Genomic DNA, 12724 nt, shown 5'->3' on the forward strand with positions numbered 1-12724 from the left:
GTCATTTCCATTTCGGAAATGACGTCTTTTTTAATTACCGAATTCTTGATCAAAAACTTCTTTAATCATTTGATTTGCAAGGACCTTAGCAATTAATTCAATCAATTGATTTTGCATATATGTATTAGCATCAAAATCAACTTCGTGATGATTTATGCCAATGATTTTCATTCCGTTTGTTTCAATAACGACATTATATCGCGCGTACACAGCAACAATCGCTGCCAATCTTGACTCGTTCATCATATTAGCCACCTCCTGTTTTTATAACTAATTAGTAATTATAATTATGCTGATTACAGTGCCACTTTAAGAAAAATGCTGCATTTTGTCTCTCTACAGTATAATGAATGTTGACTAATTTTTGGGAGGATAATATGACCAACATTCAAATCGGTATTCGGACGCTCATTGAGTTTATTTTAAAACGTGGTGACTTAGTGCCAACCAGTACTAGCGATAATTCAATGGCCGCCGGAAGTCGCATCCACCGAAAAATTCAAAAATCCCGTCCCCTAACTTATGCTGCCGAGGTCACTTTAAAAACTAACTTTGAATACTTAGGAACTAATTATGAGATTTCTGGGCGAGCGGATGGTATTAATCGAACAGCCGATGAAGTCCTAATTGAAGAAATCAAAACCTCCGACGTTAAATTTTCTGAGTTAAATGACAATACATTAGATCTTTATTGGGCGCAAGCCAAAGTCTACGGTTATATTTTAATGACTACCGAGAACTTGGATCATATAAGCCTGCAGCTAACCTATGTTCAAACTCCTGACGAGCAGATTACTACGACTAAAATTGAATACAGTAAATCAGCTGCCACCTCATTTTTTAACGAACTAATTAATGAATATAAAAAATGGCTCAAACTGAGACACGATCTCAATGAAAGCCGTATTGCATCGGCCAAAGCCTTAAAATTTCCGTTTCCAGAATACCGACCTGGTCAGTACGATATTTCTAAAGTCGTCTATAAAACCATCGTTAATAAAAAACATTTATTTCTTGAGGCACCCACCGGCACCGGAAAGACTGTTTCAACGCTCTTTCCAGCTGTTAAATCAATGGGTGAAGAGTTGATTAACCGGATTTTTTATTTCACTGCGAAGCAAAGTACTCGCAAAGTCTGTGAAGAAGCCATTGAACTGCTCACAGCCAAAGGATTATCCCTAAAGAGCATCACATTAACTGCCCGGGAACAAATCATTTTTCCTGAAGAACAGGATATTGTAGCCGACCAAAATCCTTATATGATTGGCTATTATGACCGAATTAAACCGGCTATCTTAGACATTATTAACAATGAAGACCAGATAACCAAAGCTATTATTCAGAACTACGCTAAGAAACATCAAGTTGACCCCTTTGAATTCTCATTAGATGTCAGTCTATTTGCGACGTGATTATTTGTGACTATAATTATCTATTCGATCCTCAAGTCCATTTACAAAGATTCTTTGCTGCCCCAGATGATACCAATTGTTTCTTGATCGATGAAGCTCATAATCTAGTATCTCGTGCTCGAGAAATGTACTCAGCAACCCTAAGTATGGCACCAATTTCCGAGCTGATTAGCCACTTAAAAGACGACGATGAGGAAGCAAATGCTAAACTCATTAAGCGTTTGCAATCATTAAAACGGTCATTCATGAGGTACAGTAAAGCTTCCAGAGACCAAAATGAAACTAACTATTCACAAATCGAACCGCTGATAAATTTTAATAGCAAGGTTAGTAAGTTGATTGATACAATTCATGATTGGCTATCAGGAAAACAACCTAGTGAAACCGTTGACGAAATTGTGGCTTACTATTTGAACTGCCGCGCATATAACTTAATCACACAATACTATGACGACACCTATCGAACCAGAATTATTTTAACCGATAGTGATATTTTATTTCGCCAGTTCTGTATTGATCCTGCTGAGCAAATCGCTGAGAGTCTAAATCTAGGTCGCGCTGCGATTTTATTTTCGGCAACCTTAAGCCCTTTAAATTATTATCGGCGGGTTCTTGGTGATGAAAATACAAGCATTCAATATGCCGCTGGCTCATCATTTCCACGCCAAAATTTCAACCTAATTATTGATAGTGGAATTAACACAACCTATAATAATCGACTAGCTAATATTCCTAAAATTTGTACTGATCTAAATACCATGATCACTGGTAAAACTGGGCACTATCTGGCCTTTTTTCCATCAATGACGTTTATGAATCAAGTGGCCGAAGCTTTTATGAATGACAATCCGCAAGTTAAAGTCCATATTCAATCATCTGGAATGACCCATGATCAACGAACTACTTTTTAGACCATTTTCGCACTAACGATCACCAAACAACCTTAGGATTTGCTGTTCTTGGGGGAATCTTTTCTGAAGGCATCGACTTGAAGCATGAACAACTAATTGGTGTGGCCATTGTTGGGGTTGGTCTGCCTATGATTAACGAAGAGTCCAACTTGGTAAAAGAATATTACGATACTGATCATCACAAAGGATTTATGTATGCCTATCAGCTACCTGGATTTAACAACGTAACCCAAGCAGCGGGCCGGTTAATTCGCACTCAAACCGATAAGGGCATCATTATTTTAATGGATCAGCGATTTAATCAAAATCGTTATCGGCAAATTTTTCCCGATCATTGGTCACAGCCCCTAATTGTTAACAATAATCAGCAACTATCGACCACAATTCAAAGATTTTGGGATAACAATTGATAATCACTAAGTTTTTAATTGTATAATGTAAGTATTCACTAACTGGTTTTATCGTGAATACTTAAGGGGGAGTTTTATGAAAATTGGGATGTACGAGGGTAAGCCAGTCTTAATCACTGTTCATAATGAACAACTTTGGGGAACCACCCTTGAAACTTATCAAGACCTCGATGAGATTCTTACAAATTGGGTTGATTTTCAGGAAACCTTTTTAGTAAATCTGACCGACGAAGATGTTCTAAGTAATGATCATGCCCGGTTATTAATGCCTGAAAAACTAGAACAACCTATCAAAAATTCTCGGCAATTACCAGCTATTGGCTTTAATTACCGGGATCATCTTCTAGAAATGAACACTAATTTACCTAAACAACCAAATGTTTTTAATAAATTTGTTAGTTCGCTAGCTGGCCCCAACAACCAAATCTCTTTAAACAGTGATTACGTCGATTGGGAATCTGAATTAGTAATCGTGGTTGGTCGAGGAGGCCGCAATATCTCACGTGAAGATGCTGAGGATGCAATTGCTGGCTTCATGGTCGGCCAAGATTTATCAGACCGTGAGCTTCAAAAGATAAATGGCGATAATACTCAATTCACTTTAGCAAAATCTGCTAAAAATTATTCACCAATTGGACCTTACTTAACCACGCTTGGATCAATCGCAGATTTAGAATCTCAACGACTAACCACAATGGTTAATGGTCAATTGATGCAAGATGCCACGCTTGGACAAATGATTTTTGACTTTCAAACACTAGTTTCATATATTTCCTCGATTATCGAACTCTATCCAGGAGACCTAATCTTCACTGGTACGCCAAGTGGAACTGGAGTTGGTCACGAGCCTCAAGTGTTCTTACATCCTGGCGATATTGTTGAAAGTAACATTGAATCTTTAGGAACTATCACCACAAAAGTAAATTAAAAGCACTCAGAAAAGATTAACCTTGTAATCTTTTCGAGTGCTTTTTTCTGTTTTAATCCTTATTCGGGACAAACACATACGCCTTCTGGAACCTCAAAGTCTTTTTGAACCATTGTTAACTTACCGGTTTCAGGATTGCGAGTATATAACGTGGCATTATCAGTATTTTGATTTACTAAAATTAAAAATGTCTCATCTTGGTTTAAATTAAAGTCCCGTGGAAAATCACCTTCGGAACTAATTAATTGAATTAATTCAGCATCACTATCAGTAACCTGGAAAACAGCTAATGAATTGTGTCCCCGATTCGAAACATATACATAGTTATCATCAGCCGAAATTCTGATTGCGGCCGCCCCATTATGAGCAGTCCAATCATCAGGAATCGTCCGAACAATCTTTTGCACTGTAAATTCACCAGTTTCCCGGTTATAATGCAAAACAGCTAGTTTACTGCTAAGCTCACCTACCAAATAGGCAGTATCAGCATCATGAGCAAACACAATATGCCGAGGACCAAATCCTGGCTCAAGCGCCAATTCACTAACTTTTGCTAAGGATCCTTGATCATCAACATCATAGACAAATACCCGATCTAATCCCAAATCACAAACGACTACCCGATTATCCGGGGTCAGATCCATAAAGTGCGGGTGCGGACCGTCTGCTTGTTCATTCTTTGGTCCCACCTGGCCACTATGAGTTACTCGATCAGCTAATTTAAGTAATCCATCAGATTGAATTGCATAGGTACTAATCTCTGCCGTATGATAATTGGCAGTATATACTAAGTGACGATTATCATCAACCGTAATATAGGCTGGATTAGTATCTTGATCAATCACCCGATCAACTGGGGTTAACGGAAGTGACATGCTGGCAGCATCAAAAATTTGCACGCCACCACCATCATTTTCTTTATCAACCATATATAATTTACCGTTTTTAGATAAGGCAACATAGGTTGGATTTCCAGCCGGTCCCACAAACTGCAAATTTTCAATTTGCTTAGCATCTGAATTTAAATCTAATTGATAAACTCCCTTGCTTGTTTTGTGCGTATATGTTCCAATATAAAATTGTTCAATCATTAGTAATGGCCTCCTAAATTGTCTACGCTTTCATTATGCCATAACAAGCGCTGCTAATGAAATAATATTTGTAAATGAAGGTAAAAAATATGTCAAAAATTCGAAAAATACCATCCCGTTTTAACCGCTAATTACACCTTAGACTGGTTAACTCAAACTCCAGTAAAACAAATCTTTGATTTATATCAAGGCCCAACCTTTGAAACCAGCCTAACAGTTGATCGACCCAAAGATATCTTGGAGACAGTTCATAACGTCAATCACACAATGCAAAAAGTGATGGGCGAACAAGAATTGACTTGGGGCATTACAGATTCTGCAACCGGTGATTTTTTAGGTATTATTAAAGCATTTAACTTAAAAGCAGCTGATGGAACTGCTCAAATTTCATTTATTACCAAAACTCACCAGCCAGAAACATTATTATTACAAGTTGTCCAGCGAACCGTAAAATTTATCATCGACCATTTTGAATCTGACCAAGTTTTAATTCATCTCGAAGAGCTCGATGATAACGTCATTGAAGTCATTGAATCGCTAGGTTTCAAATCTAATGCTAACGCAAACTGGTCGTTTCAGTTAACCGCAGCGATCAGAGCTAACTTCTAATGCAATTTGTAACTAATTGATGTTTTGAGAAAAATAATTTAGAATGATTCTTAGATAATAGGAATGATTTTTAGGGAGGTGGTCAGTTGACCAGTAAAACCTTGGGTGCAGCACTAAGCAGTTTAAAGGAATCTGGAGTGAGAATTACTCCCCAACGAGAAATTATCTTGGATTATTTAATCAAGGTGGACACCCACCCTACGGTTGAAATGATTCATGATGGTATCGATGCCAGATTGCCAAACTTAAGCGTAGCAACTATTTATAACACTTTAAAACTATTAGTAGACAAGGGATTAGTAATTGAATTACCTAATGATGACGGTGGTGTTAGATATGACTTCTTTGGCACACCTCACTACCATGCCATTTGTGAAAATTGTGGTAAAATTGTCGATATTTACTCTAATCAATATGCAGAAATTGTTCGTAGAATCAGAGCCGAAACTGCTGATCAAACCGGGTATACTGTAACCGGTACTCAGTTAGAAGTTACCGGACTATGTCCTGAGTGCCAGCAAAAGCTCCAAGCAACTTCAACAAATAACCATTAGCTTTAATACTGTAGAACGATAACATTGTCATTATTTGATAATGTTTGTCAACAACTCTTAATATGATTGACAACTAGCTTCACTAAGCCCATAGCTGCGCCATTTATCGCGCATTATGGGCTTTCTTTATTCTTGATACTGAGCCTTGAATCATATATAGTATTGGCTGTTAAAACGAATTACAAGTTTATCTAATATATAAATTAAACTTTAAAAATATAAAAATCACAATTATATAGTGAACAGGGAGCGTTCAATTTGAAAAAGAAAATCTTTAAAACTATTTGTACACTATCATTTGCGGCCTTAGGGTTAATCGCATCTTCTGGTGCTCAATCTGCTCACGCTGAAAGTGTTAACAACTACATTGCAAACAACAATATTGGTCATGCAAAAATTACATCCGCCGTTTGGAGCGGTTTTCCCAAAAACAGTTATCGTCACAGTGGCAGGCCTGAAGGAGTTGTTGTTCACGAGACCGCTAACCCTAGCTCAACGATCTATAACGAAATTGCCTATATGAAACGTAACTATAACGCCGCTTTTGTTCATTCATTTGTTGATTCAAGCCGGATTATCAACATTGCAAATACTAAGTACTTAGCTTGGGGAGCTGGACCCATCGCTAACGCTAGATTTGTGCAATTCGAACAGGTTCGAGTTCATAGTAAAACCGCCTTTGCTAAAGAAATGGCCAACTCTGCCTACTATACCGCATACTTATTGAAACAGTACGGTTTAAAACCAAATGATGCTGCTTATGATGGCAAGGGAACGGTTTGGTCTCATGATGCCGTTTCAAGATACCTTGGTGGTACTGACCATACCGATCCCAAAGCTTATTTTGCCTCAGCTGGTAAAACATATTTTGGCACCTCATACACCTTTGCTCAGTTCTATCAATTAGTAAAGACTAATTACAATAATCTTACTTCCAGCGCTCATACTGCCACTGATAGTTATGACAAAGTCAGCTACAAATCTGCCAATGATACTGCATCACTAAGTAAGAATTACAAATCATACCGGCTTTACAACCATGTAAAGAATTCTCGCGCCAACGTTAAGAGTTACTCATGGAACTCCGTTAGTGCCAAGAATGGCAAGAAGGTTTATATCGATAATATCGCTCGTAAAGATTCAGGTAAGTACGCTTGGTATCGCATTCGCTTTGCTAAAAGCAGCACCGCTAAGAAATACTGGGTCTACGAAAAGGCACTTAATGTAACTGCTGACAATACTGAAGACATTACGAATGAAGACGTAGCAACTGTTAGCCAATATACTAACAGCAACGTAACTAGTTCCGCTGTCTCAGACTCAAGTACCAGTGAGAGCGCTAATAGCTCTAGTGACAACTCAGCAAATGCTAGCGCCAATTCAACCAGCACCAGCATTGATTCCAGCAACTAATCAGTTGACAGTCAACTAAAAATTGCCTATTATTACTTTACTGAAAGACCAAGTAGCGCAATCCAGAGAAGAATTTGTTTGGTGCAAGAATTCTAAAGTCGCGAATCCTATCTTTCTTCAATTCATTTAAATAAATACTTAAAAAGTGTAAAGCTCTGCTTTGAATGAGAATGGTACCGCCCAATTGGGTGTCTCAATTTCAAGGCAGAGCTTTTTAGAAAATAGGTGATCATGTGACAATCAATCGAAATATTAACGCACAACGAATTGTCGTCAAATTGGTACTAGTAGTTTGATTCACGCTAACGGGACGGTTAATTTACAAACCTTCGATCAATTAGCGTATGTATTAAGCGAGCTAAATAATCAAGGTAAGGAACTAATTCTTGTTTCATCCGGAGCAATCGGTGTGGGTTTAAATAAACTTAATCTTAAGAGTCGCCCCACCAAAATTGGTGCACAACAGGCACTTGCTGCCATCGGTCAATCAGAATTGATGACATTGTTTACCCAACGATTTAATCACTACTTAACCAATATTGCCCAAGTATTATTAACTCATGATGTTTTTGATTTTCCGCAAAGTAATGCATCAGTTATGAACACAATTAATTATTTATTAAAAGACAATATCATTCCTATCGTAAATGAAAATGATACGGTTGCAACTGATGAATTAGATCACCGAACAACCTTCGGCGATAACGATCAGCTATCTGCAATCGTTGCTAGTCATATGGATGCCGACTTGCTAATTGTTCTTTCCGACGTTGATGGTTTCTATGATGATAACCCTAATAACAATCCCCATGCACACTTGATCAGTCAAATTGATGATATCGACGACAACACCTTTACCATTGCTGGAGGAACTGGTAGTCGCTTTGGGACTGGTGGCATGAAAACCAAATTAGCAGCTGCCAAGCGGATGATTGACGAAGATCGCAAAATGATTCTCGCTAACGGTCAAGATCCTCGAATAATTTTTGACATCCTAGCGGGTCAACCTATTGGAACTCTATTTACTAATAACAATCATCTAACCAAGGAGGTTCAATTATGACAGATGATCTAACTCAAATTGGGGCTAACGCTAAGCAAGCCGCATTTCAATTGGCCAACTTAGATACTGAAACCAAAAATCGGGTTTTAAATACGTTTGCTGACGAACTGCTTAGAAACACTAATAAAATTGTTGCCGCTAACCAAGCTGATCTAAAAAATGCAACTGACTTACCTGCTAAGTTTGTTGACAGATTAACCTTAACTACTGAAAGAATTGCTGACATGGCTGCGGGGTTACGCCAGGTTGCCGGTCTTGCTGATCCGATTGGTAACGTGGATACTGGCTTCACTAACAAAGCAGGATTAATGATCGAGCAACGCCGCGTTCCAATCGGAGTAATTGCCATGATTTTCGAGGCTCGGCCAAACGTTAGTGTCGATGCTTCAGCACTAACTTTCAAGAGCGGGAACGCTGTAATTTTGCGAGGTGGCAAAGAAGCTATTAATTCTAATACTGCACTAGTTAACATCTTACGCAGTGTGTTAAAAGTCAACCAACTTAACGAGAATGCCATTCAGATTATTCAGGACACTAGTCACGAAATGGCTAATCAATTGATGCACCTTAATCAATACGTTGATGTCCTAATTCCGCGCGGCGGGGCTGGGTTAATCAAAACGGTTGTTCAGAATGCTACCGTCCCGGTAATTGAAACCGGAGCTGGTAACTGTCACATATACGTTGATCAGACTGCTGATGCACAAATGGCCACTAACATTATCGTCAACGCTAAGGTTCAACGACCAAGTGTTTGCAACGCTGCTGAGAAGTTGATCATTAATGCTAATGCCGCTGAAAAATTACTTCCAAAAATTGCTCAAGCTTTAGCAGATAATGGCGTTGAACTTCGTGGTGATGACCGCAGTCAACAAATCGTTAATTCAATTTTACCTGCTGCCGATGAAGACTGGTCAACTGAATACAATGATTTGATTATGGCCGTGAAAGTGGTTGATACACTTGATGAAGCAATCAATCACATCAATCAATATAGTACTGGCCATTCTGAAGCAATTATTACTAATGACTACGCCAACGCTAAAAAATTTCAGCAATTAATCGACTCTGCCTGTGTTTACGTCAATGCCTCCACACGCTTCACTGACGGCTTTGAATTTGGCTTTGGTGCGGAAATTGGAATTAGTACCCAAAAGCTTCACGCCCGGGGGCCAATGGGTCTTAACGAAATTACCACCACCAAGTATGTAATTTCTGGCAACGGTCAAATTCGCCAATAATCATTTTTGATAAAAATAAAACTAGGTAAACCCATATTTTGTAAAGCTGGGTTTACCTAGTTTTTTTATTTATGGCTTGATTCAGCCTGACTACGTTTAACTGTCATAATCCACGTAGTAATAGGAATTGTGAGCACCACTCCTATTAACGACAACACAATCGCAATCAACTCGTTTGCAAATACCTTATCATTGATAATGGAGCCAAAGCTATAGCCTAAGCCATTTAACCAAATAAACAAAGCTAGCGAACTACCGAAAAATCCAAAAAATAATGTATTCACAGCTGTACCAATAATCTCCTTACCAATCTCAATTCCGTCCTGAAATAACCATGCACTGGTGATTTTCGTGTGAACAGTTAATATTTCATCTAATCCAGAAGCGATTGCGATCGCTGCCTCCGCAATTGCCCCTAATGAAGTCAAAATTGCTGTACAAATCGCGATCTTAGTAAAATTAATTCCGATTAAAACCGACAATCCTTCAAGCTCTTCACTATCTTCCAATCCGAAGCCACCTACTTTGGCCCAATATTCAATTGGTACAATTGCCAAAACCAAAATGACAAGAATAATTAGCGCCCCGAGAAATGCTGAATTAGTGGCATTATCACTTGCGTTGCTCCAGTAAATAGTAATCGCTAAGACCACAATGCTAGCCGTCACTGTCACGATAATAGGTGGAAATTGAAAGGCTATTAGAACAATCGTAAAGAATATAATGCCGAAGTTAACGACTAAACTTAAGAACGCCCCCATCCCGTTACTGCCACCAACAAATAGCATTAAACCTAATAAGATAATAAATAGTAATGTAATGGTTCCCATTAGCGCCCACCTGCTTTCAGCCACAAACTGGATAGAAAACTAGCAAAGATGACCGTTAATACAATTCCAATTGCACTAACTAGACTCGAAAGCATTCCTAACGACATGTTCATTGAAAATGAGTAGCTCCACGAGTTACCATTTCTTAAATAAATTAGTGTCATCGGGAGTGTTTCAGCCATAAACACAAAGAAAAGTACATTAATTAACGGTCCCATGATTGACCGACCAATTTGACGGCCAGAATTAAAAATTTGACGTTTTGATAGCGTTGGCTGCTCATTTTTTAACGTTGCAAGTGCGGCCACAATATCAACCGACTCATCCATCACAGCCCCCAAAACGCCAATTAAGACTTCAGCTACAAATAGTGGTCGCGGTAGCTGAGTCACATACTGCATTGACTCATAATAAACACCTCGTTCGTGCGTGATTCCAAATACTGCCATTAATAATATAATCGTCACAACGGTAGCCCCAACCACAGCAGCTAATGATACCCACATTCGTTGATTCCAACCAACCACTAATATCAATGTTAATGTACAAAAAATCATTGCAAGAATACTAAAAATCAGAATTACGTTAGCTCCTCGAACATGACCATTTAATTGAATTGCTGTAATAAATAAAATTGTATTAATAATAATACTTGATATAACTGTAATCCCTTGCCACTTCAAAAAAACAAACAACAAACAAACTGCCAAGGTAATCAAAAACGCAATCGGGGTATCCCGTTTAACATCCTTAACAGTCGCCTGTAATTTTTTGTGATCATGAATCGTCAAAAATACTTTCTGCCCTTTATGTAATTTCTGGTCCATCGCTCCAGAATCGGAGTATTCATTGCCAATCGTTAAATGTTCTCCGACATGTCGACCATTAGTGATTACCCCGGAAATTTTTTGCTGGTGTTCATAATCCTGATTTTGAAATTCATCAGTTACTTTAGTTCCGCTCAGATTTTTGACCACTGTTATCTGCATAATCGGTTCAGAATAAAACTGATCATTATGATTAACCGCTATCACTACCCCGACACAAACCATGATAATCGCCATAATTTGTGCCCATTTAATCTTCTTAATTAACCGCATATCACGTCTTCTTTTCAGGTTCATTTTATTGATATTGTATCATTATGTATCTTAACTAATTTTATTTTCCAACTACTATTAATAAAATCTCAACAGTCATTTTAAATTTTACGCAATAAAAAAGGCCCTGCAAATCAACACCAGCAAGGTCAATTTCGTAACTTATTCAATCACTAATACATGGGTAACTGAATGGCGAACAACATACTCAGTTGTTGATCCTAATAAAGATCTCGAAATTCCATTTACTCCAGATTTACCAACTACGGTTAGCTGAGTGTTAAATCGTTGGGGTAATTCCTTTGAAATCGCTTGCTTAGGCACTCCAATTACGAAGTGGGTTTCTGACTCAACTCCTTCATCAGATGCCAGCTGCTTGGCCTTAGCGAGGATTTCTTCTGCTCGTTTTTGAAAGGATTCCATGACGTCTTGTCCCAACGTGACCCCATATTGAACATATCGTTGGTCAGTCGCAACCGATACGATCTCTAAGATTGATCCTAGCTTCTTAGCTAATTTTACGGCTTCTCGTAACGCTGCATTAGCGTTTTCACTACCATCAAGTGGAACTAAAATTCTATCATACATACTAATCCCTCCAAGCAATTATTTAACTTTTATTTTATCATTAAGCATCTAACGCTGATAACAAAACAACTTCTTTTTACTCGTAATCTAACTTGGCAACCAACTGCTTATTCTGCTTAAACTCATTAATTCTTTCTGCCAATCGCAACTCATAATCTTGGCAAAGGTACTTTTCTTCTGCACTTTCCGGAATAACTTGAGGAACTTCGGTAACCGTCTTATCAGTAATTACCAAACTACAAAATGCCGTGAACGCCACCTGCTTGGCTGCAGTTACCTTATCTTGAGTAACAAATTTAGTAAACACCTCAACCGCTTTAGGGATGGCCCCTGTAACATAAGACACACACTTATAAATTTTCTGCTCACTGATTGGTTTAATAAAGTGAACTCGATCATATGATGCCGTCACAAACGGTACGCCTGGCAGAAATTTAACCACCGAAATGCCAGCATTAGCGTCTAAAATTTCTAATGTGCGACCGCCAAATTGAATATCATTATTGTTAAGATTACTTGGGAAAACGTAACCTTCATAAACCGTTCTTGTATCCTTACAATAAATTCGCTTCAT

At 38.3% G+C, this 12724-nt stretch carries 11 protein-coding genes and 2 pseudogenes; 7 read left to right on the forward strand and 6 right to left on the reverse strand.

Annotated elements, in window-relative coordinates:
• Positions 1-30: 30 nt before the first annotated feature.
• Positions 31-246: a hypothetical protein gene (locus tag NBRC111893_RS06730; protein ID WP_125008463.1), complete on the reverse strand. Its 216-nt coding sequence runs from the start codon at positions 244-246 to the stop codon at positions 31-33.
• A 131-nt stretch (positions 247-377) separates the two neighbouring features.
• Here NBRC111893_RS06730 and NBRC111893_RS12305 point away from each other — a divergent pair.
• Positions 378-2733, forward strand: a pseudogene (locus NBRC111893_RS12305) (ATP-dependent DNA helicase).
• A gap of 76 nt (positions 2734-2809) precedes the next feature.
• On the forward strand, positions 2810-3661 hold the full coding sequence (locus NBRC111893_RS06740) for a fumarylacetoacetate hydrolase family protein (RefSeq protein ID WP_125008464.1): 852 nt from the start codon (positions 2810-2812) through the stop codon (positions 3659-3661).
• Positions 3662-3720: 59 nt separating this feature from the next.
• On the opposite strand, the gene NBRC111893_RS06745 is transcribed toward NBRC111893_RS06740, so the two are convergent.
• On the reverse strand, positions 3721-4752 hold the full coding sequence (locus NBRC111893_RS06745) for a lactonase family protein (protein WP_125008465.1): 1032 nt from the start codon (positions 4750-4752) through the stop codon (positions 3721-3723).
• A 267-nt stretch (positions 4753-5019) separates the two neighbouring features.
• Here NBRC111893_RS06745 and NBRC111893_RS06750 point away from each other — a divergent pair, with 267 nt between their 5' ends.
• From NBRC111893_RS06750 to NBRC111893_RS06770, 5 genes and pseudogenes are all read left to right on the forward strand, one after another.
• Positions 5020-5361, forward strand: coding sequence for a hypothetical protein (locus tag NBRC111893_RS06750; RefSeq protein WP_125008466.1), 342 nt, complete (start codon positions 5020-5022; stop codon positions 5359-5361).
• A gap of 86 nt (positions 5362-5447) precedes the next feature.
• On the forward strand, positions 5448-5915 hold the full coding sequence (locus tag NBRC111893_RS06755) for a Fur family transcriptional regulator (RefSeq protein WP_125008467.1): 468 nt from the start codon (positions 5448-5450) through the stop codon (positions 5913-5915).
• Positions 5916-6173: 258 nt separating this feature from the next.
• Positions 6174-7328 (forward strand): peptidoglycan recognition protein family protein, encoded by a 1155-nt coding sequence (locus NBRC111893_RS11975; protein WP_125008468.1) that lies wholly within the window; start codon positions 6174-6176, stop codon positions 7326-7328.
• A 233-nt stretch (positions 7329-7561) separates the two neighbouring features.
• Positions 7562-8391: pseudogene (gene proB / locus NBRC111893_RS06765) on the forward strand (glutamate 5-kinase).
• Entirely contained in the window at positions 8388-9632 is a 1245-nt protein-coding gene (locus NBRC111893_RS06770) for a glutamate-5-semialdehyde dehydrogenase (protein WP_125008470.1), read from the forward strand. Before proB ends, NBRC111893_RS06770 begins: the two are co-directional and overlap by 4 nt.
• 65 nt (positions 9633-9697) lie before the next feature.
• Here NBRC111893_RS06770 and NBRC111893_RS06775 read toward each other — a convergent pair whose 3' ends face one another.
• From NBRC111893_RS06775 to NBRC111893_RS06790, 4 genes are all read right to left on the reverse strand, one after another.
• Complete coding sequence (locus tag NBRC111893_RS06775; protein ID WP_125008471.1) at positions 9698-10462, reverse strand: YibE/F family protein; 765 nt, start codon at positions 10460-10462, stop codon at positions 9698-9700.
• Positions 10462-11562 carry a YibE/F family protein gene (locus tag NBRC111893_RS06780; RefSeq protein WP_125008472.1) on the reverse strand — a complete coding sequence of 367 codons (1101 nt, stop codon included), beginning with the start codon at positions 11560-11562 and terminating at the stop codon, positions 10462-10464. Before NBRC111893_RS06780 ends, NBRC111893_RS06775 begins: the two co-directional genes overlap by 1 nt.
• 162 nt (positions 11563-11724) lie before the next feature.
• Positions 11725-12150 carry a universal stress protein gene (locus NBRC111893_RS06785; protein WP_125008473.1) on the reverse strand — a complete coding sequence of 142 codons (426 nt, stop codon included), beginning with the start codon at positions 12148-12150 and terminating at the stop codon, positions 11725-11727.
• A gap of 76 nt (positions 12151-12226) precedes the next feature.
• On the reverse strand, positions 12227-12724 hold the full coding sequence (locus tag NBRC111893_RS06790; RefSeq protein ID WP_125008474.1) for an acyl-CoA thioester hydrolase: 498 nt from the start codon (positions 12722-12724) through the stop codon (positions 12227-12229).

The organism is Lentilactobacillus kosonis, assembly GCF_003864335.1.
Lineage (GTDB): Bacteria > Bacillota > Bacilli > Lactobacillales > Lactobacillaceae > Lentilactobacillus > Lentilactobacillus kosonis.

Bases quoted from the DNA above. Each gene is read 5' to 3' on its own strand.
- NBRC111893_RS06790 (WP_125008474.1), bottom strand. From the start codon at position 12,724: ATGAAGCGAATTTATTGTAAGGATACAAGAACGGTTTATGAAGGTTAC.
- NBRC111893_RS06780 (WP_125008472.1), bottom strand. From the start codon at position 11,562: ATGCGGTTAATTAAGAAGATTAAATGGGCACAAATTATGGCGATTATC.
- NBRC111893_RS06785 (WP_125008473.1), bottom strand. From the start codon at position 12,150: ATGTATGATAGAATTTTAGTTCCACTTGATGGTAGTGAAAACGCTAAT.
- NBRC111893_RS06730 (WP_125008463.1), bottom strand. From the start codon at position 246: ATGATGAACGAGTCAAGATTGGCAGCGATTGTTGCTGTGTACGCGCGA.
- NBRC111893_RS06745 (WP_125008465.1), bottom strand. From the start codon at position 4,752: ATGATTGAACAATTTTATATTGGAACATATACGCACAAAACAAGCAAG.
- NBRC111893_RS06750 (WP_125008466.1), top strand. From the start codon at position 5,020: ATGCAAAAAGTGATGGGCGAACAAGAATTGACTTGGGGCATTACAGAT.
- NBRC111893_RS06740 (WP_125008464.1), top strand. From the start codon at position 2,810: ATGAAAATTGGGATGTACGAGGGTAAGCCAGTCTTAATCACTGTTCAT.
- NBRC111893_RS06770 (WP_125008470.1), top strand. From the start codon at position 8,388: ATGACAGATGATCTAACTCAAATTGGGGCTAACGCTAAGCAAGCCGCA.
- NBRC111893_RS06775 (WP_125008471.1), bottom strand. From the start codon at position 10,462: ATGGGAACCATTACATTACTATTTATTATCTTATTAGGTTTAATGCTA.